Source organism: Acinetobacter halobius, assembly GCF_044130335.1.
Lineage (GTDB): Bacteria > Pseudomonadota > Gammaproteobacteria > Pseudomonadales > Moraxellaceae > Acinetobacter.
Genome location: NZ_JBIQOD010000007.1, coordinates 34803 through 60306, shown reverse-complemented (window position 1 = coordinate 60306; position 25504 = coordinate 34803). Strand labels below are relative to the sequence as shown.

Genomic DNA, 25504 nt, shown 5'->3' with positions numbered 1-25504 from the left:
AGTCATTCATGCCATTTTCTTGCTCAGGCTTAAAATTGTTTTTCTTTGGTTTATTAAACCATCTCAATTTAGCTTTCTGTACCTTTAGATTACTTTAAAAGTGTTCTTATGGGCTGAAAATGACTATTTCCACCTGAAATGTTAATAAACGTAACTGTCATATTTATCAATGAAGCATGTAAATAATGAAAAGTCATTCACGTATATATGGGGCAGGTACAGACTCGCCATAATACTGACGGTCAGCAAAATAACTTGATCTCACCAATGGCGCACTCCAAATGTTTTTAAACGCCAAGCGCTCTCCATGAGTTTGATAATGCTTAAACTCTTGTAATGTAACAAAGCGATGAATTGGCGCGTGAGACTTGGATGGCTGTAAGTATTGACCAATTGTGACATAGTCAACTTGATAATCTTTCAAATCATTTAACAACACGATAACCTCAGCCTCGACTTCTCCTAAACCGACCATCAAACCACATTTGGTTGGGATATCTGGACAGTAGTGTTTAAATTTCTGGAGTAAATCCAACGAGTGCTGATAGTTAGATCCCGGTCGCATGGCTTTATACAGACGTGGAACGGTTTCAATATTGTGGTTAAAGACATCCGGTGGGTTTTGGCTCAGAATCTTAAGGGCAATATCTGCACGACCACGAAAATCAGGAACTAAAATTTCGATCAAAGTCTCTGGACTGGTTTGACGAATTTCTCGAATACAATCAGCAAAATGCTGTGCACCACCATCTTTTAAGTCGTCTCGATCAACAGAAGTAATCACGACATACTTTAAGTTTAGATTCTTGATTGTTTCAGCCAGATGCTTGGGCTCATTAAGATCCAATACATTTGGTCGACCGTGAGCAACATCACAAAAAGGACAACGTCGGGTACAAATATCTCCCATGATCATAAACGTTGCAGTTCCACCGCTAAAGCATTGAGGCAAATTAGGGCAAGCCGCTTCTTCACAAACGGTATGTAGTTTTTGTTGTCGTAGTAAATCCTTGATGATTTGTACTTCTTCAGGTTGACTAATTTTGGTCCGAATCCATTCTGGTTTTTTCGGTGTTGTTTCTGTTGGAACAACTTTAACCGGAATACGTGCCATTTTTTCAGCGCCACGTAACTTCTTTCCTATTAATACTGTGTTATTTAAATCCATTTCAAACACTCCGTCGTTTAAAATAATTAATATAGATCCTGATATTAAATAAGCTCTTTGAGTTGCATTAATAATATTAAAACAGTGCAAAAAACTTATCATATAAAACAAAGGTTGGTTAAAGGTTTGTTTTCATATGTGATTGAACTATTGTAAAATTTTACAAAAATTTTTAATTTCATAACCTTTTGTTTTTAATATTTATCTCATCTTTTTATGCATTATATTTTTTTAGTCTAATATTAAATTGAATAAAAATGTCCTTATATAAATATACGGTTTAAAAATCCAATCACTCATTTTTGGATTTTCTTTTAAGCGTAGTTAATAAGGAACAAAGATATGCAATTAACGGAAGAGCAATTGCTAGCAGCATACAAAAGAATGCGCGACATTCGTGAATTTGAGGATCGACTTCACGATGAAAACAATACTGGTGATATTCCCGGTTTCATCCATTTATATAGCGGTGAGGAAGCTGTTGCAGTAGGGATTTGTGAAAATTTAACAGATAAGGACTTCATTACATCAACGCATCGTGGTCACGGACATTGTATTGCTAAGGGCTGTGACATTCACGCCATGATGTTAGAAATTTTTGGTAAAGATGATGGTTTGTGTCGTGGTAAAGGTGGCTCAATGCACATTGCGGACTTAGATAAAGGCATGCTCGGTGCAAACGGTATTGTGGGTGGTGGCCCACCTTTGGCGATTGGGGCAGCTTTAAGCGCCAAAACACTTAAGAATGGTGGTGTTGGTCTGTCATTTACGGGTGATGGCGGGTCAAATCAGGGCTTAACTTTTGAAGCCATTAATATGGCTGTGGTGTTAAAGCTTCCTGTCATTTTTGTTTTTGAAAATAACGGTTTTGGTGAAGGTACTGCACATGATTATGCCGTAGGCAGTAAAGATATTGCAGGTCGAGCAGCAGGTTTTGGCTTACCTGCTGAAAAGGTAGACGGAACAGACTTTTTTGCTGTGTATGAAGTTGCACAAAAAGCCATTGAACGTGCCCGCCGTGGTGAAGGTCCAAGTGTGATTGAAACTGTAACCAACCGTTTTTATGGACATTTTGAAGGTGATCCGGGACTTATCCGTTCCAAAGAAGAACTGGATTATGTCAAAGAGCATAAAGATCCATTGAAGATATTCCGTGAAAAAGTCAAAGGCAAAATTGAGGAAGCCAAACTGGATGCAATTGATGCCCAGTCTAAAGCCAATGTAGACGATGCCGTTGCAAAAGCACGTGCAGCTAAATACCCAGAAGTCTCTCAGTTACTTACTGATGTTTACGTCTCTTACTAAAGGAATAGTAGAAAAATGCCAAATAAAAGTTATCGAAACGCGATTAAAGAAGCAATTGAATTAGAAATGCGCCGTGACCCAAGTGTCATTGTGGTCGGTGAAGATGTTCGTGGTGGGCATGGTGGTAAAAATACTGATGACAATAAACTGGAAGGTTTTGGCGGTGTGCTTGGTGTAACCAAAGGCTTATGGACTGAATTTGGTTCTGAGCGAGTCATTGATACTCCAATTACAGAGTCGGCGATTATTGGTATGGCGGCCGGTGCTGCTGCAACAGGTTTAAGACCTGTGGCTGATTTAATGTTCATGGATTTTTACGGCGTGTGTTATGACATGTTGTATAACCAAGCGGCTAAATTCCGCTACATGTTTGGTGGTAAAGCCAAAGCTCCACTCGTTGTACGTGGCATGATTGGTGCAGGTTTTTCCGCAGCAGCGCAGCACTCCCAGTCGCCATATAACGTGTTTGCCTCAGTGCCAGGCTTAAAAGTGGTGGTGCCTTCGAGTGCCTATGATGTGAAAGGACTGTTAATTCAAGCCATTCGAGATGACGATCCTGTCGTATTTTGCGAACACAAGTTGTTGTACGACATTAAGGGTGAAGTGCCAGATGAGGCTTACACCATTCCTTTTGGTGTCGCAAATTACACTCGTGAAGGCACTGATATTACCATTATTGCTTTAAGCCTGATGGTACATCGTGCCAATGAAGTCGCGGATAAGCTCGCAAAAGAAGGCATTTCGGTTGAAGTGGTTGACCCTCGAACCATTTCTCCATTAGATGAAGACGGTATTTTAGAGTCAGTGGCTTCAACAGGCCGCGTGGTGATTGTGGATGAATCTGCAGCGCGTTGTGGTTTCGGACATGATGTGGCTGCACTCATTGCCCAGAAAGGCTTTCATTATCTTAAAGCACCAATCGAGTTAGTCACTCCACCACACTCACCCGTACCATTTTCACCAGTATTAGAAAAAGAATGGCTACCCAGTGTAGAACGCATCGAACAGGCTGTACGTAAGACGTTGGAGGCTTAGGATGAGCGAAATTAAAACCTTAGAAATCCCAAAATGGGGTTTGTCCATGGAAGAGGGCACGATTGCCCAATGGCTAATTCAGGAAGGTACGCAATTTAGTAAAGGACAGGATATTTGTGAAATTGAAACCACAAAAATCGTCAATGTATTGGAGGCACCTTTTGATGGCTTGCTACGAAAAATTATTGCTAAAGATGGTGACACGCTGGTCGTAGGTGGAGTCATTGCAATTTGTGCAGACGCTCAAGTTTCCGATGCAGAAGTTGCAGCATTTGCACAGTCCTTAGGTGGAACACCTGCTGTAACTGAACATAAAGCGGTAGCAGCGGTTCCTGAAAAAGTAGCTGTGGCTCAAGTTGAAACCAAAGTACAAGCTACGCCTAAACAGAACAGTGTTGGTCATGCATCAAAAGCGGTGGCTCAGGGCGGATATTCAATTCCTGCTACGTTACAAGGCTTCCAACAAAGCGATGATATTTTTGCAACGCCTCATGCCTTGAAATTGGCTGAAAAGCATAATGTAAACTTGTCTCAGATTACGGGTTCTGGACGTGAAGGTCGTATTAGTGTTCAAGATATTCAGGCTGCAGTTCAAGCTGCTGGTGGTTCTTGGCCAGATGTGCGTCATCAAGCCAGTACGAAAGCCGCGAAATCTAAAGCAGATGATAGTGATGTTCTAGCGACACCTGTTGCCCGCCGTTTGGCAAAACAATGGGGTATTAATTTACATGATTGTCGTGCATCGGGTTCACGTGGACGAGTCTGTAAGGAGGATGTTGAAGCTGTATATCAACGTGAAAACCCTGTACAAGCTCAACATACTGAGCATGCGCATCCAGCAGAATCCGCAAAATTCACCACTGTGGCTATGAATGGTATGCGTAAAGCAATCGCTTCACGGCTACAAGCAGCAAAACGTAATGCACCACATTTTCGCTTAACGATAGACTTAAATGTTGAGTCGGTTCAGGCTTTGCGTCAGCAAATTAACAGTACTGTACCGCATGTCAAACTGTCCATTAACGATATGCTGATTAAAGCTGCTGCTGCTGCACTGATCAAAGTTCCACAGGTCAATGTTCAGTTTGATGAAGAAAATCAGCAGATTTTACAATTTGAACAGGCTGATATTTCGGTTGCTGTGGCCATCGAAAACGGACTGATCACGCCAATTATTAAAGCAGCAAACCGTAAATCTTTGGCGCAAATTTCCAATGATATGCGTGATTTGGCGACACGTGCCAAAACTGGAAAATTAGCACCTGATGAGTTTCAAGGTGGCAGTTTCAGTATTTCCAATTTGGGAATGCTTGGTATTCAACAGTTTGATGCCATTATTAACCCACCTCAAGGTGCAATTTTGGCCCTAGGTGCAGCAGAGAAACGTGCGGTCGTCGAAAATGATGAGATTGTTGTTCGTCAAATGGTGACAGCAACATTGTCTTGTGATCATCGTGTCATTGATGGTGCGTTGGGTGCTCAATTCCTATCGGCATTTAAGCAGTTTGTCGAAAATCCTGCATTAATTTTGGTGTAGGAGGAATAGCCATGTCAGATACACAATTTGATCTTGTGGTTATTGGTGCTGGTCCTGGAGGATATGTCGCTGCGATTCGCGCAGCGCAACTGGGATTAAAAACAGCAATCGTTGAAAAACAACACTTAGGTGGAGTATGTCTTAATTGGGGATGTATTCCAACCAAGGCATTATTGAGCGGGGCTGCGCTTGCGCAGCAGTTCAAACATGCAGAGCAGTTTGGCTTTACGCTTAACACGGTTGATTTTGACATTCAAAAACTGGTCCGTCATAGCAGACAGGTTTCTGAGCAACTGGTGCAAGGTATCGGGCAATTATTGAAAAAGAATCAAATCACTGTTTTTAATGCAACAGCCCAGTTTATTGCCAAAGAGCAATTAGAACTTACTGATGCAAATGGTAAAAAACAGCAGATTTCTGCACCGCATATTATTGTCGCAACAGGTGCACGTGCGGCCAATTTGCCTCATATTCCTGTAGATGGTGATCAGGTTTGGAGTTATAAAGAAGCCTTAGTTCCTGAACAATTACCAAAATCTTTACTGGTCATTGGTTCGGGTGCTATAGGCAGTGAGTTTGCAAGCCTATACCAAGACTTAGGCTGCCAAGTCACCTTGGTTGATATTGCAAAGCAGATTCTCCCCAGCGAAGACATTGAAGTTGCCAAGTATGTACAAAAGCAATTTGAACAGCAGGGTATGCAGGTTTTAACCGAAGCGACCGTAAAAAAAATAGAAACTGATCATACTCAGGTGCATTGTCATATTGAAACTGCCGCAGGTGTGCAAATCATTAGCGTTGACAAGGTACTTTCAGCTATTGGCGTGAAACCGAATGCGGAAAATCTTGGCCTAGAAGCTTTGGGCATTGAATTTGAGAATGGTTTTATCAAAGTCGACTCTTGGTGTAAAACCAATGTTGTCGGCGTTTATGCAATTGGCGATGTCGCAGGCGTACCCTGTTTGGCGCACAAAGCCAGTCATGAAGCCATTCTTTGTGTGGAGAAAATTGCAGGACTGAGTCATGTACATGCTTTAGATCGTACACAAATTCCGGGCTGTATTTTTACCCATCCGCAAGTGGCCAGTATTGGTTTGACAGAACAGAAAGCGAAAGCTGCGGGCTTGAATATCAATGTGGGTAAGTTCCCTTTACAAGCCAATGGCAAGGCATTGGCTTTGGGCGATAGCGCAGGATTTGTTAAAACCATTTTTAGTCAGGAAACGGGTGAATTGTTAGGTGCTCACATGGTCGGACATGAAGTCACCGAACACATCCAAGGTTTTGCCATCGCAAAATACCTAGAAGCTACGGATGAAAGCTTAGCACAGGTCATTTTCCCTCATCCTACTTTATCTGAGGCGATGCATGAGTCGGTATTGTCGGCGATGCAACGTGCCATTCATATCTAAGGAGTCGCAACATGCCTAGAGGTTTAAACAATAAAGTTGCATTAATTACGGGTGCAGCACAAGGAATTGGACGTGGTATTGCCTTACGTTTGGCACAAGAAGGTGTTCATATTGCATTGGTCGATCTTCATCAAGAAAAGTTAAATACTGTTCAACAAAAGATCGAAGCCTTTGGCGTAAAAACCACCACATTTATTGCGGATATTTCAGATCCAATACAAGTCAGTCATGCAATTGATCATGCCGAATCGACACTTAATGGCTTTGATATCATGATCAATAATGCAGGGATTGCACAAGTCAAAGCTTTAGCAGAAGTAACACCGAATGAATTTAACCAAATCATGAACATCAATGTCGGTGGTGTACTTTGGGGGATTCAAGCCGCAGCAAATAAATTTAAACAACGCCAACAGGCGGGAAAAATTATTAATGCCTGCTCAATCGCAGGTCATGAAGGTTTTGCTTTACTCGGTGTTTATTCGGCAACTAAATTTGCAGTTCGTGCATTGACGCAAGCAGCGGCTAAAGAATATGCCAGTGCTGAAATTACTGTAAATAGTTATTGCCCAGGTGTTGTAGGCACAGACATGTGGGTCGAAATAGATCAGCGGTTCTCTGAAATTACAGGTGCACCAATTGGTCAAACGTATAAAAAATATGTAGATGGTATTGCTTTAGGACGTGCTGAAACACCAGATGACGTGGCTGCATTAGTTGCATTTTTAGCCAGTGAGGATGCAAACTACATTACAGGTCAGTCTATTTTGACAGATGGTGGAATGGTTTACCGTTAATATCAACATAAGGAATACAGAATGAAAGCAGCTCGTTTTTATGATCGAGGGGATATTCGAATTGAAGATATCCCTGAACCGAAAGTACTTCCAGGCACAGTGGGAATTCAAGTTGCATGGTGCGGTATTTGCGGTACAGATTTACATGAATTCATGGAAGGCCCTATTTTTATTCCACCTTGTGGTCATCCACATCCAATTTCGGGAGAATCTGCACCTGTAACAATGGGACATGAATTTTCAGGCGTGGTTTATGCAGTTGGTGAGGGTGTAGATGATATCCAAATTGGGCAACATGTCGTCGTTGAACCCTACATTATTGCGGATGATGTACCGACTGGCCCCAATGATAAGTATCATTTATCAAAAAATATGAACTTTATTGGTTTAGGCGGACGTGGTGGCGGTCTTTCTGAAAAAATTGCGGTGCAACGACGTTGGGTACATCCTATTTCAAATGATATTCCCTTAGACCAAGCAGCATTGATAGAACCTTTGTCTGTCGGTCATCATGCCTATGTACGAAGTGGTGCAAAAGCTGGCGATATCGCACTGGTTGGTGGAGCAGGCCCAATAGGTTTACTCTTATCAGCCATTTTAAAGGCCAAAGGCCTCACGGTCATCATTACTGAATTGAGTGCAAAACGTAAAGAAAAAGCGATAGAAGCGGGTGTTGCAGATTATGTGCTAGATCCATCACAAGTTGATGTGGTCGCTGAAGTGATGAAAATTACGGAAGACAGTGGTGTTGATGTCGCTTTTGAATGTAGTAGTGTTAATAAAGTCATGGATACACTGGTGGCGGCGATGAAACCAACTGGTGTGGTCGTTATCGTTTCGATTTGGAGCCATCCTGCCACAATTAATGTGCATAGTGTGGTCATGAAAGAGCTCGATATTCGTGGCACGATTGCTTATGTCAATGACCATCAGGAAACCATCCGTTTAGTCGAGCAAGGTAAGATTAATCTGGAACCTTTCATTACCCAACGTATTGCATTAGATGATCTTGTATCTAAAGGCTTTGAAACACTAATTCACAATAATGAGTCTGCTGTAAAAATTATTGTTCATCCGTAGTTAGGCTTCAATACAACTTTATGTAATACATAGTGACAGAGAATGAGTCTGTAAATGCAGACTCATTCTAATATTTGTATCAATAATTTCTCCAAATTTTAAATGACACTTGAAGCACATTTACAAAACAGTCAGCTATGACAGATCAAAGGGTGTTTTAACCAAGGTTGACTATGTGTACATACGCGATCTACTGGAGATCGTGCTGGAACAACTGCAAAATTCAGAATTAGACAACGATAGAGAAATAGATCAACTCAAACAGTTTTTTATCAAGTTAGATCATCACATTGATTGGTTGCGCGCGTAGATTTCGGCATAACGTATATTATGTTCATTAGCGTACTCGGCATCGTGAATATAATTTTACTGGGATTCACGATGTCGAGCTGTAGCACCAACTGAGGTTGCGTAGGCTACAGTCTTGGATATGCTATTTAACATAATATACATTATACGAAATATAGCTTATTTATAAAAAGCCACTTATATGTAGCTTCTTATAAATAAGTTATATCACCTCAAATTCAATTCGACGATTCTTCTTGCGCCCATCAGCCGTAGCATTATCAGCAACAGGTTTATTTGCTCCCATTCCTTCAACACTTAAACGCTCTTCAGCGATATGCTTGTTTAGCAAATAGTTTTTTACAGCAATAGCTCGCTCTTTACTTAAAGCTAGATTCTTTGTCGCATCACCAGAACTATCTGTATGCCCAACAATTCGGACTTTCTTTCCTCCAACCTTATTTAAAGCCAGTGCCATTTCATCTAAAATCTGTGTCCCGCTTACTGCTAAAATGGCACTGCCAGATTCAAATTCGATAATTCGATTTTTAAGCGTATCATCAATAATTTGTTGTTCTGCCTGATTTACAGAAAATTGCGTATTTAAGCGATAAGGTGGTATGACTAAACCCTGAAATAAGTTTGTTATGGGCTGGATATCCGTTGAGTTCATTACTTTTCCATTGAGTTCCATCTGCGTACCACGTACGGACAATTTCCCTTGATGTACTTTTTTTAGCTCTGGAATCACCAAATTCGCTACAGACTCACTCCAACCCGACGGTGCATTTACAGCTTTAACTTGTATTTTATCAATAATTTGATCTGCACCATAAATGCTGTACATTTTAGCTAATATGGTTTGCTTACTGGCTTGATTGGGAACAATGCCTTCTACAATAACCGGCTCTGCCCAAACGTTGACACCGAAAAACAGTGTTAAACTGAATAGAATTTCCGTTGTTTTAATTTTATAATTTATTTTCATATCTCATTAATCTATAAATGTTTTTTTAAAAATTTTTACGCCTTGCATTAAGCTTAATTGCCTCTCACTTAATGCTTGTTCAAGGGTTGCCAAACCAGCATTTTGTTCTAAATAAGGGTCTATCCAATTTGCATTGACCAATGAAACCCAACGACCTGTATCCATTTTCTGTGTAAAAATTTCACTTAATGTCAGAATATCAGCACCTTGAAAACCAAATAGTAAGATTGGTTTTTCGTCATGAGAGATGCCTATCAAGAGCTCTGCATTTTGATTTTGAATAAAATAACTGATTAACTTGACCCAAAAAGCTGCAATTTCGTAGCAATAAGCAGCGTTATGAATAGGTAAAATCAAAACTTTGGTAAGGCGACTCGTCCCTTGCTGAATAACTGGTTGTAGCAACAAACCTAATCCAATCATACTTTGGGCAAACTCGTAACTACTAATTTTTAGTAATTGTGCAAATGAGTGGATTGTATGATGTTCATAAAATGCAGAGGCTTCAACATGATTAAAAACCTGAATTTCATTCTGTAATTTCGTCAACTTATCCAATAATATATTTTCATCGCGTAGTGACCGCATTACACGGTTTTTTTGAAACAAATCAATCAAAGTTTGTTTATAGCGGTATGGTGCATAAATAATATGCTGGAAACTATCATCAACCTCCAATAAATGGCTTAAGACCATTGGAAATTGGCGCCCTGAACTATCATGGCTTGCAATTAAATTTGCCACAAGAAAATGATTTTCTTGTGGGTTTGCAATGAAAAAGTCTAATGATGGTAATTTCTCATAAGCTTGAGCAAAGTTTTCCGATTGCATCGCATGTTCTAAAGCTTCCGTAATCCATTGGTCAATCACCTGAATTAAAGCATATTGTCCACGTGTTTTTAAGAAATCGCCATGTGCTGGGTATTTTCCATAATATAAAGGCAATGTACGCAGTTCATCCATATCGGCACGCCTCCTTATCCCATGTCTTCCATAAAATCATGAACGTGGCTCCTGCAAATTTGTAGGAGCTTTTAAACTCACCGCTGTTGCTACAGGTGCTGTTTGTGCAGCCACCACACGAACGGATTTAGTTGAAACCACTTGATCAACTAATTGCATACCGTTATAGCTACGTTGCCCTCCTACTCCACCACTGGCATCCCCGCTAATTAAACGGAAGTTAACTTTTACAGCAAGTTCAGGATTTTGTTGATTTTTCCATATCATTTCATAGCTTCCACCACGTTGCGTACGTTGTGCACTGTCAATTAAACGATTAATCCCGTACTCACCTGGAGCCTCAAAAATCGTATGGGTTTTTCCATCTAAATCAATAGCTGTAATACGTGCACCTGGAATTGCACCTGCATTTGGCCAAACAAAGTTCACCCACTGCTGAACCCCATTTTCATAGAGCATACGCTGTCCATCAATATCAATGGTATATGATAGAAGTTTAGTATTTTCAATTGGGTAAAATTGAAAATTAGATTGATTTTGGGCTACTGGTGCAGATGAAGTTTGATTTAACTCTCCTGTGGCCATGCCACGACTTGGCGCAACATAAGTTTGAAAATTTACAACAAATTGAGGATTCAAACTGATACCTAGATCTTTCCAAGTCTTCGATGTCAAAGTATATCCACGACGAATGATCAACGGATCAAGTGTCTCTTTTACATAACGTGCAATACTGCCATTCTCCCCGAGAACTTGACTGATCTCACTGCTGGTGGCTTGTAAAGTTGCAGAAGAGTTAAACGGATATTTCTTACTCAAACCACTATTAAATGGTTGATATACCTGCATTTGCCAAAGTTTATTCATCTCATCTTGTGCTGGAATAATTAAACTCTCAAATGACTGTGTAAGGGGTGACATAAGTAGCTTTTGTAGTATTTTTTGATCTGGCTCAGACAACCCAACAGACATTTTTTCATCTACCAGTTTTTGCGTTGTATTGAATACTGAATTTTGCTCATTAATGGTAGATTTAACCAAGCTTATTGTAGCTGGCCCAACGTCACCAGAGCTTTTTAGATCATTGAATTTGCTACGAACTTGTGCCAAAGACTGCATATATTCATCAAGCAAAGATTTATTTTGTTGATCATCACGTTTACGAACCAACTGATAAAACATTTGGAACTCTTTGGAAATAGGCCCTTGAGCTTGATTTAAGATAGTTGCATTAATTTTTGCGTCATCACGTCTTAAGACTTTACGTTTAAACCAAGCAACAAATCCAGTCTGTGGTGCTGCAAGTTCAGCCATTACAACAGGACTATCCCAACTAGTCTCTGTCGCAACTCGATCAAACACACTGCGAATTGGTGAGTTTTCTGGTTCACCTAAAACTTGGATAAAATTCGTTTGTTGAGCATAATCACTTGCTTTCGCATAATGTATGCCCGTCAGAAATTTTCTCCACTCCGCAATATATTCCTTTTTATATAAGTCAGTTAGCTGTTTTCTGATTTGATCTGGGCTACCGCTAAAGCTTAAATCGTCAGATTGCGTGCTATTTAGCACCCAATCTTTGGTGTCTGTTGGGCGCTTGGCAACTTCATCAATAGCTTGTTCGATATATTCAGACCATGCGGCATGTGTAAACATGCCTGGTAGTGCATAACTACCTAAAATTGTATTTTGATTCGTCTCACCCAACATCTGTTTTATGGTCAATGCAGGATAACGAACTGCTGCGCGCATTTTGAGTTCATTATAAACACGATCTCGTGCAGGCATGCCTCGTACTACAGACAACAAGACTTGACGTGCTTGATCCACCACCAGACTATCTGAGCTTAGGACTGGAAACTTAGGATCATTTGTTAAAGTCATGCTATATGACAGCACTTGCTCAGCTTTTTGAATCATTTCACCGCGTGGCATTTGTCCACGATTATTGTCTAACCACGACCGCCAAAAGCGAGTCACTTGGTCACTTAAATGACTGGCATCCATATATTGACCATTACCCATCATCAAATAGGCTTTTAATGCATTGTATGCATCTTGTGGATTCGTATCACTCGGCTCTAAATATTGCTGTGTTTTTGAAACAGGTGTTAGCTTTACATTGCTATGATTGGTTCGCAATTGCTCTTCATTGGCTTTAACACGTTGTAAATATTGAGTAATATTTTGCTGCGTTGGAACCAATATAATTTGTTGAACACCTTTTAAGTATTCAGTTTTAAGCTTCTCATGCAGCTCATCTCCTTGATATAAACCAAAAGCAAACTTTAGTGGTCGATCTTGCTCAAATTGATCGAGTTGTTGCATACGTTCTTGTAAAATTAACAGTGCGTTAAGCTGTGTGGACAACTCTTGACCTGACTGTTTTTCAAGTAACACAACCTTTTCTAAGTCAGCCTGTACATCGGTAATCAGCTGTTGATTATTACGATAAGACCAAACCCATAGACTTAAAATAAGAGCCACACCAAATAAAGCGGTAACGAATGCAATATACCGTTGACGTTTACGCGTTGGGTTGATGTGTTGCTTAACTAAGTTTTTGTCTTTTAAAATAACGTCTGAAAATAGACCTTTTAAAAAATAACCATGATTTTGTGAAATTGAACGTGTTGGAATACCGCTGTCATTACCCAAACCTTTCTGTAATAAAAAGTCTTGTGCAATTTGTTCAGTCATTGGGCTTTCGATGATACCTTCTTGTAGCGCACTCGTGAAATAAAAACCACGAAAAACAGGCTTAAATTGATAAGGATTATCTTCGAAAAGTGTACTAATAAACGTTTTCAATGCAGGCTTTAAGCTCTTAAACTCCAAAGGAAAAGTCATTACGCTTGGCGAGATATTCTGAGCGTGTCGACGGCTAAGATGTGTGGTACTCACCCCTTTCAAACCGTCGTATAAAATTGAATAATGTTTCTCAAATAACTCAACCGCATGGTTTGATGCATCTGTATTATAAGGTAACGTTGCGCCCCAAACCTGATCAAACTCGTTCACTTCATAGCATTCAAAAAACTCTGTAAAACCAGCGATCAAATCCATTTTCGAAAAGACCAGATAAACTGGAGAGAAAACCTCTAAACGTTCAGTTAGATCTTGAATACGTGCACGTAAATTTTTCGCAAGTTTAATTGATTTTTCAGGACTATTACTGACTAACTCGGCAATACTCACAATCACAATCAAACCGTTAATAGGTGCCTTGGAACGATTCTTTTTTAGAATATTTAATAAACCTAACCACTCAAAATGGTCATCCACATAAATGGAGTAACGCCCTGCGGTGTCCAATAAGACTCCTTCTGTTGAAAAAAACCAATCACACTGGCGTGTTCCACTTAAACCGGCAGAAACTGATCTTTGATGTGTCTCTTCAAAAGGAAATTTTAGACCCGAGTTATAAATGGCTGAGCTTTTCCCAGCAGCGGGATTACCAATCACCATATACCATGGCAATTCATATAAGGCTGCATTGCCTTTCTTATCGCCTAGTTTAGATTTCCGAATCAATTGGATAGACTCTTTCATCTGTTGTTGAATCAAATGAAGCTCATCGTTGTTTTTCTGCTTTCCATATTCAGCTTTCGTATCATGGGCAATGGCGTCAGCAAGCACCTCACCTTGTGCAGCATGCCGACGACGCATAATCAATAAATACACACCCCAAATCACAAGCCCTAATACATAACAGATCATTAAAGCCCAAAAAACTTTGGCGGGAATCGTGTTATACATTGCAAATAACGCAACAAAACAAGATAAAGCGATAATGGCCTTAGGATTCGTCACATACTGCCAAACATAACCTAATACGTTGTAAAATAAAGAATTCACGTTACTCTCTTATTCTTTTTTAATTTAAATGGATTGTGCTAATTTTTCATTCATGTCTTCATATGCTTGTATAAAGCAATGCGTTGAAGATTGATCTACGCTATAGATCATTGTCATAAGTTCATCTGGAAAATGCATACTCAGCATAAAACCGAATACTTTAGCCAAATGCTGCGTATCACCAAGACTTTGTTTTGTATAAATAAAATGGTGTGGCTCAATATGGCTTTGACTAAAAGCATGATTGACCTTTTTTATGGTTGGAATATTTGTCATATCATCCAATATCAACACAAAAGGCTGAACGGGCTTCAATTGCTCTAAGCTCACTATGTGCTCAGTTGGAAGTTGATCTAAGATATTGTCCACATTTAAACCAATATTCAGTTTTTTTTGTGGTGTAGTCTCTAATAGTTGTAAAAAAGATGCAGCCAAACACCAACTCGATGCATATTCTGAGGGTAAGTAACGATCCGTCAGCCATGTTTTTTCATCTAGCAACTCTTGATCAATTTCAGAGTCAACATTAAGAATCAATGAAATTTCTTCTAGTTGCTTAGACAGTTGTGCCAACAACAACACCCAATCTTTATAGGCAGTTTCTTGACTCAAATAATGATGTTCAATTTGGATTTGCGCAGTGATGATCCCTAAAGACCTTAAATAATGCTCCACAATTTCAAAACTTTGTGCTTCATTCCAAAAATGTAAAACCGACTCAGATAACAAAATATGGATATGAATACGATTCAGTTTCGTTACACTTTTAATGCTTTCCTGATCGTCTTGTACATCAGATGCATATTCACTATTCGGATCAATCCAAGCGGGATGCATTCGATATTCATAAGCTAACTCGCTGTCATAAAATAACGCAGATTGTTTTAAGTGCTGCGCAATTTGCCACAATATTTCAGCATGCTGTTCAAGTTGATGCTCAATCAATGCTTGAATACGCTGGTGACGAGGATGCTCTATCTCAAATTCATCTTCTTTATCTGCATTTGTAATGACATTGTCTAGCGCTTGTATACGATAGGACAACATTGGAAGCCCATAATTATTCTGTAATTGAGTATCTAACTCAGGGCTTTTAAACTTTTGCAGTTCATCAATAATTGTTTCATTTTCTCCCAAAGCACTATAAGCAGCTGAAGAATAAATATTAAGTTGGATCCATTCGATATCAACAGGTTTTGCTTGTTTTTCTACAGCTTCTATCTGTTGACTTTGTGCCAACTCATCTTGCTTTCGTTGCTCTTTACGTTGTTGTTGTGCTTTCCATACTCTGTAGATAGCCCAAGGCAACCATAAAATCACACTGATCAATAAGGGAAGTAAAAGCAAATGATGAACTAAATCAATTGCACTTGGGTCATAACCAGTATCACGCCAATAAAAAACAACAACACCACACACCAGTAACAATGAGCTCACAAGTGTTGCAATAAAAAGTTTAAGCATGTCACATTCCCATCAGTGCATAACAGGTTTCAGCGTTGTGATCTTTCTGTTTAGGCATTAAAAAAGCACCTTGGGATAAGCCCATAGTGGTTATTGAATTCAGATGTAACGGTTGAATATCGTTTTTATTTAGAATGAGCCTTAGATCAACCGCGAGTGTTGGGCTCAACCAAGTAGACAAAATCCGTTTAATTTTTTCGCTATTTTCTTTTTTCGGTAAAAATGTTAAATATTCGCTATAAGAAACTGGGCCGACCACTATCTCTATCTTTTCGTCAATTTGACGTATCGTTTCACCACAAAAAGTATTCATTCCCAAAAGGTTTCCATTTCCTCCAAGCACTGTTCTCTGATCAACAGACAGAGTAAATTTTTCTTCGATGAACTCAGAAACCTTGATATTTTGTTTAAGCACAGCACTCAACATGATCTTCAAAGCATGTACTGTATTATTTTGCCCCTGCATTAAACCTGCAAATTCAGCAAAATAATCATCTAAATCTGGTTGATGGTGCTGTGAGCGAATATATCCATTCAGAGCGTGCAAAATATCTAAATAATGGTTCTCTGCTTCAATTTCATAGCGCACAGGTAAATGATAAGCCAAGCATGCATCGACATATTGGGTCGTCAACTTATGATTGAACAAACCTAAAAAATGAATAGTCTCCTCGCGTTGGATACGGGGACTGTGTCTAATTTTCTGGGTATAGCTATAGGGTAAGCTTCCATGAATACCTGTTAGCCCGACCATTAAATTGGTTAAATGAATTTTCTCCTCATCAAGACTTAAACTTTCAATCTCTGTATCGGGAAAATTAAGATTTAAAGAACTATGAAATCTAAATGGCTTGGCCCAATCTCCCTTGATTTCCTTGTTTGAATCTGCTGTCTGCCGTAATAATCGTGTTGCTTGAATAAACTCAAAGGCACACGGTTGTTCAATCAAGGCCCCAATTACAGAAGTGTCTTGCCACCAACGTTCTGCACGCATTGGTATAACTCCTGTTGTGTATAAGCATCGGATATAACAACATCAACAAAACTGTTCATGTGTACTTTTAAATTGAAAACATGTGCTAAAAGCTGGCTAAAAATGAATAAGCTATGCCCCCGGAAAACCTTTGAATCAATCGCTAGTTTTACTTTTAAACCACGGACAAATAATGGAAAAGGTTTTGCCTCTACCATTTTTTGAGTAAGAGAAAAATCAACCATTTGAATTGAGTTAATAATCAGTTGATTTTCTTTTGATTTGGGTAAATTATAGAGTTCAAGTAATTCCTTAATATGACTTAAGGTCTCTCCTTTCATTAAGGACAAAGTATTTAATGAAAGATGTGAAATAATTCTCCATTGTTCTTTTTTATTTTTTTCAAAAACATAGGGTTTATTGGGTCTTTTTAGAACCACCGCTCGCCGTGCAAGACTATTGTCATTCAAACTCAGAATACTATTAGTCTGACTTAGCGCTTCATGGGGTAAGTCACGATTGGAACACAGTAATTGTGTACTAATGAAGTCTGATTTAGTGCTTTCTGGCGAAAGCTGCTTTGAGATAATACTATATACTGTTTCTGTATATTTATTATGCAAATGGGCTGAATTTAAACTATAAAAAAATTGAGTATCTGGATCTTGATAATGACTCATTGCAAAAAAAGGATAAATATCAAATGCTGTTTGTTCTTGATTTGATTTTTCACGGATCATCTGCATTCTAGTAATACTATATGTTTGATAATACTCAGGATGATGTGCATCTGTAATTAAAGGGTATTCTAATTGCTTATGATTTATTTTCTGTGGTTCTGCTTGTTTCCTAAATAAATTCACTGCTGGAGTAACATATAATTTAAAGTTTGCAATATTTAATTCTGAGTAATTTTTAATATTCACTTGATCATTTAAATTAAGTTTTAGGTGAATTAAAATTTCAAAATAATGCTGACCTTTATCTAGATGTTTTAAAAAATCTAACTTCATATTTAGAAAGCTAAACTTTTCGGGGAAGCAAAAATACTCCATCAATAACCGATAAGCATGATGTGTATGCTGATCTAATGGCAGTAAGCTTTCATCTTCTGAGAAACCTTGAGTACAAAAAGGATTTTTAATATCAATCAGATGATGACCGTATTTCAATGAAAACCCAGTATTTGATTGAAACACTGCATCCAAAACCTGGAGTGGAAAATTAGATATAGCATCCAGATAAATAGGTAAGCATTCTTTTTCTAAAATGCGCTGAGATTGATTAAAAAGATTAAAACCTAAAGTAAGGGTAGCGTTTTGATTTAAGTGTATATGTGCACTGGGATGTGTTTTAAAACTGAGTTGACACAACTCAAGTGGTAATAGTTTTAACTCTTGGGTGGTATTAAATTCGCACTGCACTCCTTTAAAACTACGTGACTTAATCGTGGTATTCTTAGGAACAACATGTGCTTCTGTTAATTGTTTACACTTATTTAAATCTTCCAAACTAAGTATAGTACATGCAGGAAAAGGCTTTAAATATTGTGGAAACATCACCTCAAACAGTGATCGTGTAAAGACGTCATAACTGTCTACAAGTTTTTTATCAATTCTAGCTGCAATCAAAGAAAAAGACTGAATTAAGCGCTCAATATGCGGATCATCAATTTGTTCTTGGTTTAAAGACAACCGTTGAGCAATTTTAGGATATTTTTGTGCAAATTCGCGTGATTGCTGTCCAAATTCTTGTAATTGTTTTTCATAGTAAGGTAATAACTCTTCAATCACAAATCACCCAATTAAGATCGTGCAGAAATAACATATTGTTGTGTTGTTGGTTTGAGTAAAGCATCAAAAATAACAGGCTCATACAATGGATGAATATTTAAATAAGCTTGAATACTCAAACATAAAGCTCCCATATTCTGCCCATCAAATAACATTTCGACTTTAACCTGTTTTAGTCTTGGCTCATGTGCGGTAATAGAACATGCGATAGACTGACATATTTTATCTCGGTCTAAGGGGTTAGCCGTCGAAAGCCCAACAAAATCAATGATCCCAAACTGTAAAATGGATTTTTTTACTAAGGGAAAGGCATCAATAACTGAGTCGAAATTTGCCATACGACTATTAAGTAATTCTTCTAAATCATACGCGACAGACTCGCGCAACTCTTGAAGAGACATCCCCTGCCGATCCTGCTCACTTGTAGGCAACAATCGGTCAAATAGTGTTTTTCTAAAACCATATGGATAAAGTTGATCTAGGTTCATATTGACTAGAATTTTCCTACATGAAAAATAAGGGCTAATATAAGTTAGCCCTTATTTTTGAAGCATATTTATGCAGCGTACGATGCGGTATTATTTGACAGTGACCATTTCTTGGTCACTGCACCTTTTTGCGTACCATTAATATCTTGCTGGTTATACGTCCATTCCACTGCGGCATATTTCAAACCGAAGCTCTCAATTGGGACACCTTCTTCACTCACTGTTGGTGTAACACTTGAAACCAACACATGCTTTAATTTGATTTGCAGATATTTAATACGTTTATCACCATTCGCTCGATAAAAATCAATCTGAACTTCATCAAAGGTATATCCCGCTGAACATGCTTCCCATAGCTTTGGGCTGGTTGCATCTAAATCTTTCACAAAAATCATGTCAGAGTGTTCTACACGCTCAGCTGTATGGCCACCTACACTTGAGGATGTTGCGGACTTCGGCTGGCGAATGTTATGTGACCAAGAATTTACCTCCAACCAGCCTTTATGTTCAGCATCGCGTGATTCACCATCTACTTTGTACTTACCACGAAATTGTACGTATATATCTTTCATTTTTAATATTTTCCTATTTTAAAGTTATTATGTGTTGGCATTCAAAATTAATTTGAGGACTGAGGTAATTCAGTAACAAGTCGCAGTGATACTGACAACTCGTCCAACTGGAAATGTGGTCTTAAGAAAACCACAGATTTGTAGTGCCCTGGCTGTGCAGGATTCTCTACAACTTTGACAGAGGCTTCACGAAGTGGATATTGCGCTTTCGCTTCTTGTGAAGCGCCGTCATCAAGTAAGATATATTGGGCTAACCATTCATTTAAAAATGCTTCGACATTTCCAGCAGATGCGAAGCTACCGACTTTATCCCGCATCATGGCTTTTAGATAATGTGCAATACGTGACACTGCCATAATGTATTGAATTTGACTTGATAAAGCTGAGTTTGCATTCGCAGAATCGCTATCATACTTTTTCGGTTTCTGCGTCGACTGTGCGCCAAAAAATGCTGCGTAATCTGTATTTTTGCAATGGACAAGCGGAATGAAACCCAGATCACTGAGTTCTTTTTCGCGACGGTCTGTAATTGCAATCTCAGTTGGACATTTAAAGACAACCTCACCATCATTAGTCTTAAATGTGTGGACAGGTAAGCCCTCTACTAAACCGCCACCTTCTACACCACGAATCGCTGCACACCAACCATGCATATCAAAAGCATTGGTTAAACGGGTTGCAAATGCATAAGCAGCATTCATCCATAAATAGTCATGATGATTTTGTCCAGTCACTTCTTCGACAAAATTAAAGCCTTCGGTCGCAGTACCTTCTTTAGGGTGATATGGCAAACGGCCTAGTACTCGTGGCATGGTCAATGCCACATATCGCGCATCATCACTTTCACGGAATGAGCGCCATTGCACATATTCAGCCGTCTCGAAGATTTTTGAAACCTCTCGAGGGCGGTCTATATCTGTAAAAGATTCTAGGCCTAAAATGCTTGAATCTGCTGCAGAGATAAACGGTGCATGTGCTGCTGCTGCAACATGCGAAATTTGTTCAAGCAAATACATATCTGAAGGCGTGCGGTCAAACTCAAAATCACCAACTAATGTGGCATATGGCGCTCCACCAAATGAACCATACTCTTCTTCATATATTTTTTTGAACAGTGTGCTTTGATCAAAATCTGTTGCACCTTGAAAATCCTTAATTAGCTCTTTTTTTGTAGTATTCAACATCCGAATTTTAATAAGCGGATTAGATGGCGTTTCCTGACAAAAATAATATAAACCACGCCATGTCGATTCAATTTTTTGAAATTGTTCATCGTGCATGATTCTGCTGAGTTGAGTCGAAATGAGCGCATCAATTTCTGCAATACGTTTATCAATAGATAAGGTCATATTTTCTGAAACAGTAATTGTTCCAGCCATCACTTCTTTAGCTAATTCACCAATTAGACTTTTAGCACGATCATGTTCTTCTTCATTACGCGCTATACGACTTCTTTCAACGATTGAGTCTAATAACGTAAATTCTTCTGTAGTGTCTTGAGCTACTGCTGTAGATTGAAAATTATTCATTCTCTGCCTCCACACTCATTTTTCGCACTTGGTCAGTATTTTGTAAAACTTGATCTAACAAATCTTCTAAACGTTCATTGTTTGAAATTTTATTTCGTAAATCCGTCAAACGTTCACGTGCTTCTACCAACTTTCGTAATGGATCGACCTGTTGAACCACGTTTTCAGGACGAAAATCCTCCATAGATTTAAAAGTCAGATCGACTGACATTCGACCACCGTCATCAGTTAAAGTATTTTCAACTTGATAAGTTGCTCGAGGCAATAATGACTCCATAACTTCATCAATGTTTTCTAAATCAACATTAATGAATTTTTTATCTTTAAGCTTGGTTTTTTCTAGTTCAGAGGCTGCTGAAAAATCTCCTAAAACCCCTACAACGAAAGGTAATTCCTTAATTTCTTTACCATCCCCCACTTCAACATCGTATGTTAATTGGACACGCGGTGGTCGAATGCGCTGTAGCTTTTTTTGTACACTTTCACGTTTAGCCATGTAAAAATCCTGTTCGTTATTCTTTCAATTTAAGTTTTAAAGTGCATTAAATGGGTTTGCGTTCGATTTATTTAAAGATTCAACTGATTGTATTTTTTCAACTTTTTTTGTTTTTACTTGCTGAGTAGTTACCTTTTTTGTTGTTTTTTTAGAACTAGTAACAGCAGGCTTGCGTGTTGTTTTTTTGGAGGTCTTCAGCACAACTGCTTTTGCGTCACTAGTGTCTGGTGCTGGTAGAGAATTTTGTATGCTCTGTGACAAGTTTTTAGCAGGCGGATAGGTTAAGTCTGCTGATAAATAACGCATTTCTTCTTGACGCATATAGTCTAATGCCGCATTTGCAATCGCAATACCCGCTAAAAACTGCGTATCTGTAAGTGAAGAGTGCTGTATATTTTGAGCATTTAATGTTTCAACCAATTGTAACGCTTTATAATTTTTCCCAAGCTCTTGATAGCGTTTTGCCGCCTGAACTGAGAGCTGATTTTTTAAGACATCATCTTTTTTATTTTTCTTATCACAAAGCTGCATATATAAATGCAGTAAATTCTGATCAGTTTCTCCACTGACCAGTGGATATGCCTTAATACACTTATTGCTTAGCTGAATCACACCTTCTGTGTCTGCAAAAGCAAGTGACGTCGCAGCCAATAGAATGGATGTAGATAAAATAAAATAGTAACTTTTCAAAATTTGCCTCAAACTTATTATGAATAAAAAATTAAAATTATTATGGGTATAACTTCAAATTAATATTTAGCGACCTAAACTCTCGCTTCTTTATTGGTTATTTAATACGCTGAGATTTAACAAAAACATCCCACCTAAAGTCAAGAAATAAATGTTCCGAACAAAAGAATTTTGATCTTTTTATGTTCTCTTTTTGTAATTTTATATCTTTTTTATCTAAAAATGATTTGTGTATTCTTAGGTCATATATATAAAATAGCAAAAAATAGTATTTTAAATTAAACATAAAACACTAATTTATATAAAAATTTAGCTTTAACCAAAAAAACAAATTGCTATTGGCACATGATTGCTTGTTAAAGCCTTGCTATAAACCATGACTGAGTTATATATGAATAACCTTAAAATTCTAATTAAGAAACTATCTAATCACGCACGTATTGGGTTAGAAAAATCCGCAAATAGTTGTATTAATCAACAAAATTATGAAATTGAAATTGAACATTTCTTTCTGGAATTATTGTCACAATCAGAAACGAATGACCTTCTTTTATTACTGGAAAAATATAATATTTCTCACGCAGATTTAGTTATTGATTTACAGCTCAGCCTTTCGCACTTACCCAAGGGCAATGTTCGGACACCAATTTTTGCCCAATCTATAGTTCGTTTATTAGAACAGGCATGGTTACTTGCGTCTGCTGAACAAAATTCCATCATTAGAACTGGGCATTTATTGATTGCACTACTAACTGCGCCTGATTTGTACCAAATCGCATCACGTGCCTCGAGTCTTTTTGAACTATTTCCAATTGATACAATGAAGCATAAGTTTATAGACCTATGCACTAACAGTAGTGAACAAGATTGCTATCATCAAACAGTCTTAACACCAACTAACGTTCCAATACTTCCCACTTTAAACAAGACATTAGCGCTGGATCAATACACCATTAATTTGACTGACAAAGCCAAAAATGGGCGAATTGATCCAGTCATTGGGCGTGAATTTGAAATCCGTTTAATGCTTGATATTTTGATGCGCCGACGTCAAAACAACCCCATACTGACAGGTGAACCAGGTGTAGGAAAAACAGCAGTTGTCGAAGGTCTTGCACTCAAAATTGTCAACAACCAAGTCCCTGACGCTTTAAAAAATGTACAACTTCATATTCTCGATATGGGGCTATTACAAGCAGGTGCGAGTGTTAAAGGAGAATTTGAAAATCGTTTAAAGCAGGTGATTGAAGAAGTTCAAAGTTCGAGCCATCCTATTATTTTATTTATAGATGAAGCACATACCTTAATTGGTGCAGGTGGACAAGCAGGACAAAATGATGCTGCTAATTTATTAAAACCTGCATTGGCACGTGGTGAGTTACGTACCATTGCAGCCACGACTTGGGCTGAATATAAACAATATTTTGAAAAAGATGCGGCTCTTAGCCGACGCTTCCAAGTCATTAAAGTTGAAGAGCCAACAGAAGAAGTGGCTATTGATATGTTACGTGCCATGCTTCCCGTGATGACCAAACATTTTAATCTCAATATAGATGATGAAGCAGTCATCGCTGCAGTAAATTCTTCACATCGTTATATCAGTGGTCGTCAACTTCCTGATAAAGCCATTAGTGTACTCGACACGGCTGCTGCTCGTGTTGCGCTCACCCAAAATGCGCAGCCTGTAAAGTTAGATCAACAACTAGCTCAACAACATAATCTAAAACTTGAATACAAAATTTTGGAGAATGAGCACCAGAATCTGCCAATTCATCATGAACGCTTACAAGATTTAAAGCACAAACTAACACTGCTAGATACAGAGATTAATTTGACACAAAAACAATGGCACAAAGAGCGTTCACTCGTTGAAAAGATTAAACTACGACAAAAAGATTTAAATCATCAAAATGTTCAAAAAGAAATTGCAACATTACGTGAAGAATTAGCTGAAATACAAGGTCAAAGTCCATTGGTCTTTGAACGTGTTAATGCGCAAATGATTACTGAAATTATTTCAGATTGGACAGGTATTCCTGTCAGCAATATGTTGAATGATGAAATCCAACAGATTTTAACATTAGAGGATAAGCTTTCAGCCCGCGTCATGGGACAACACTATGCCCTTCATCAACTGGTTCAGGGTATTAAAACATCTAAAGCAAAACTGGATGATCCGAACAAACCGCAAGGTGTATTCATGCTTGTTGGTCCAAGTGGTGTAGGTAAAACTGAGACTGCTCTTGCTTTAGCCAATGAACTTTATGGTGGAGAATCACATCTTATTACGATTAATATGTCTGAATATCAAGAAGCACATACTGTTTCCTCTTTGAAAGGTGCTCCTCCTGGTTATGTTGGTTATGGACAAGGCGGTATATTAACAGAGGCTGTTCGGCGGAATCCCTATAGTGTTGTCCTGCTCGATGAAATAGAAAAAGCGCACAATGATGTTCAAGAATTATTCTATCAAGTCTTTGATAAAGGGACACTGGAAGATGGTGAAGGCCGACTTATTGACTTCAAAAATACCACGATCCTTTTAACATCAAATGTCGGTTCAACTGCAATTATGCAAGCTTGCATCAATCAACCTGTTGATACATGGCCAAGCGCAGAAAACTTAATTGAACATCTAAAGCCAAGTCTATATAAACAATTTAAGCCTGCATTTTTAGGACGCATGCGGATCGTTCCGTATTTACCTTTACATGATGATTTATTAGTTGAAATTATTCATCATAAAATCAGTAAAATAACAGCTCGTCTTGAAAAACAGTATCAAACCAAAGTTCACTATACAGACGACTTAGTCGAATTGCTATTGAGCCGCTGTACGGAAGTCGATAGCGGTGCGCGTAATATAGATCACATTTTAAATGCTACGGTATTGCCTGCTTTAGCAACTGAAATTTTAATAGCATTAGCGGAAGATAATGTGCCTAAAGTGATTTATATCAATGCTAAAGATGATGAAATCACCTACCGTTTAGATCCAATTGAAAAAACAAAAGTTCCCAAAAAACGTCAGCCGAATAAAAAACAAGTAGATCAAGCCTAACCCAATT

General features: G+C 38.4%; 19 protein-coding genes. 7 read left to right on the top strand and 12 right to left on the bottom strand.

From position 1 onward, the window contains the following. Positions 1 to 193 precede the first annotated feature (193 nt). The gene (lipA, locus tag ACE01U_RS08140; protein WP_395579153.1) at positions 194 to 1168 is read right to left on the bottom strand and encodes a lipoyl synthase; all 975 of its coding nucleotides are present in this window, start codon (positions 1166 to 1168) and stop codon (positions 194 to 196) included. A 342-nt stretch (positions 1169 to 1510) separates the two neighbouring features. Between lipA and ACE01U_RS08135 the strand changes: the two genes are divergently transcribed. From ACE01U_RS08135 to ACE01U_RS08110, 6 genes are read left to right on the top strand one after another with little or no spacing between them, the layout of a single operon-like run. Next, positions 1511 to 2473 carry a thiamine pyrophosphate-dependent dehydrogenase E1 component subunit alpha gene (locus ACE01U_RS08135; RefSeq protein WP_119063975.1) on the top strand — a complete coding sequence of 321 codons (963 nt, stop codon included), beginning with the start codon at positions 1511 to 1513 and terminating at the stop codon, positions 2471 to 2473. Between the two features lie 15 nt (positions 2474 to 2488). Beyond that, on the top strand, positions 2489 to 3508 hold the full coding sequence (locus ACE01U_RS08130) for an alpha-ketoacid dehydrogenase subunit beta (RefSeq protein ID WP_004979604.1): 1020 nt from the start codon (positions 2489 to 2491) through the stop codon (positions 3506 to 3508). A gap of 1 nt (position 3509) precedes the next feature. Next, positions 3510 to 5045 (top strand): dihydrolipoamide acetyltransferase family protein, encoded by a 1536-nt coding sequence (locus tag ACE01U_RS08125; protein WP_395579152.1) that lies wholly within the window; start codon positions 3510 to 3512, stop codon positions 5043 to 5045. Positions 5046 to 5056: 11 nt separating this feature from the next. Then, positions 5057 to 6457 (top strand): dihydrolipoyl dehydrogenase, encoded by a 1401-nt coding sequence (lpdA, locus tag ACE01U_RS08120; protein ID WP_395579151.1) that lies wholly within the window; start codon positions 5057 to 5059, stop codon positions 6455 to 6457. 11 nt (positions 6458 to 6468) lie between these two features. Continuing rightward, positions 6469 to 7254, top strand: coding sequence for an acetoin reductase (locus tag ACE01U_RS08115; protein ID WP_395579150.1), 786 nt, complete (start codon positions 6469 to 6471; stop codon positions 7252 to 7254). Positions 7255 to 7275: 21 nt separating this feature from the next. Continuing rightward, complete coding sequence (locus tag ACE01U_RS08110) at positions 7276 to 8334, top strand: 2,3-butanediol dehydrogenase (RefSeq protein ID WP_119063979.1); 1059 nt, start codon at positions 7276 to 7278, stop codon at positions 8332 to 8334. Between the two features lie 511 nt (positions 8335 to 8845). Here ACE01U_RS08110 and ACE01U_RS08105 read toward each other — a convergent pair. From ACE01U_RS08105 to ACE01U_RS08055, 11 genes are all read right to left on the bottom strand, one after another. Beyond that, positions 8846 to 9610: an OmpA family protein gene (locus ACE01U_RS08105; protein ID WP_395579149.1), complete on the bottom strand. Its 765-nt coding sequence runs from the start codon at positions 9608 to 9610 to the stop codon at positions 8846 to 8848. A gap of 6 nt (positions 9611 to 9616) precedes the next feature. Beyond that, positions 9617 to 10573, bottom strand: coding sequence for a type VI secretion system-associated protein TagF (gene tagF / locus ACE01U_RS08100; protein WP_110975028.1), 957 nt, complete (start codon positions 10571 to 10573; stop codon positions 9617 to 9619). A gap of 36 nt (positions 10574 to 10609) precedes the next feature. Further along, on the bottom strand, positions 10610 to 14431 hold the full coding sequence (gene tssM, locus ACE01U_RS08095) for a type VI secretion system membrane subunit TssM (RefSeq protein WP_395579148.1): 3822 nt from the start codon (positions 14429 to 14431) through the stop codon (positions 10610 to 10612). A 24-nt stretch (positions 14432 to 14455) separates the two neighbouring features. After that, positions 14456 to 15895, bottom strand: coding sequence for a BAR domain-containing protein (locus tag ACE01U_RS08090; RefSeq protein WP_395579147.1), 1440 nt, complete (start codon positions 15893 to 15895; stop codon positions 14456 to 14458). A 1-nt stretch (position 15896) separates the two neighbouring features. Further along, positions 15897 to 16889, bottom strand: coding sequence for a type VI secretion system baseplate subunit TssG (gene tssG, locus ACE01U_RS08085; RefSeq protein WP_395579146.1), 993 nt, complete (start codon positions 16887 to 16889; stop codon positions 15897 to 15899). Continuing rightward, a complete protein-coding gene (gene tssF / locus ACE01U_RS08080) occupies positions 16853 to 18661 on the bottom strand; it encodes a type VI secretion system baseplate subunit TssF (RefSeq protein ID WP_395579145.1) in 1809 nt (602 codons plus the stop codon). The genes tssG and tssF overlap by 37 nt, the downstream gene beginning before the upstream one ends. An 11-nt stretch (positions 18662 to 18672) precedes the next feature. Then, entirely contained in the window at positions 18673 to 19149 is a 477-nt protein-coding gene (gene tssE / locus ACE01U_RS08075; protein WP_291374058.1) for a type VI secretion system baseplate subunit TssE, read from the bottom strand. A 68-nt stretch (positions 19150 to 19217) separates the two neighbouring features. Further along, complete coding sequence (locus tag ACE01U_RS08070) at positions 19218 to 19721, bottom strand: Hcp family type VI secretion system effector (RefSeq protein ID WP_086210616.1); 504 nt, start codon at positions 19719 to 19721, stop codon at positions 19218 to 19220. Positions 19722 to 19768: 47 nt separating this feature from the next. Next, positions 19769 to 21250, bottom strand: a complete 1482-nt coding sequence (tssC, locus tag ACE01U_RS08065) for a type VI secretion system contractile sheath large subunit (RefSeq protein WP_086210617.1) — start codon at positions 21248 to 21250, stop codon at positions 19769 to 19771. Next, complete coding sequence (gene tssB, locus ACE01U_RS08060; protein ID WP_086210618.1) at positions 21243 to 21746, bottom strand: type VI secretion system contractile sheath small subunit; 504 nt, start codon at positions 21744 to 21746, stop codon at positions 21243 to 21245. Before tssB ends, tssC begins: the two co-directional genes overlap by 8 nt. A 36-nt stretch (positions 21747 to 21782) precedes the next feature. Beyond that, a complete protein-coding gene (locus ACE01U_RS08055) occupies positions 21783 to 22436 on the bottom strand; it encodes a hypothetical protein (RefSeq protein WP_395579144.1) in 654 nt (217 codons plus the stop codon). 376 nt (positions 22437 to 22812) lie between these two features. On the opposite strand from ACE01U_RS08055, the gene tssH reads away from it, so the two are divergent. Next, positions 22813 to 25497, top strand: a complete 2685-nt coding sequence (gene tssH, locus ACE01U_RS08050; RefSeq protein ID WP_395579143.1) for a type VI secretion system ATPase TssH — start codon at positions 22813 to 22815, stop codon at positions 25495 to 25497. The last annotated feature ends 7 nt before the right edge of the window (positions 25498 to 25504 follow it).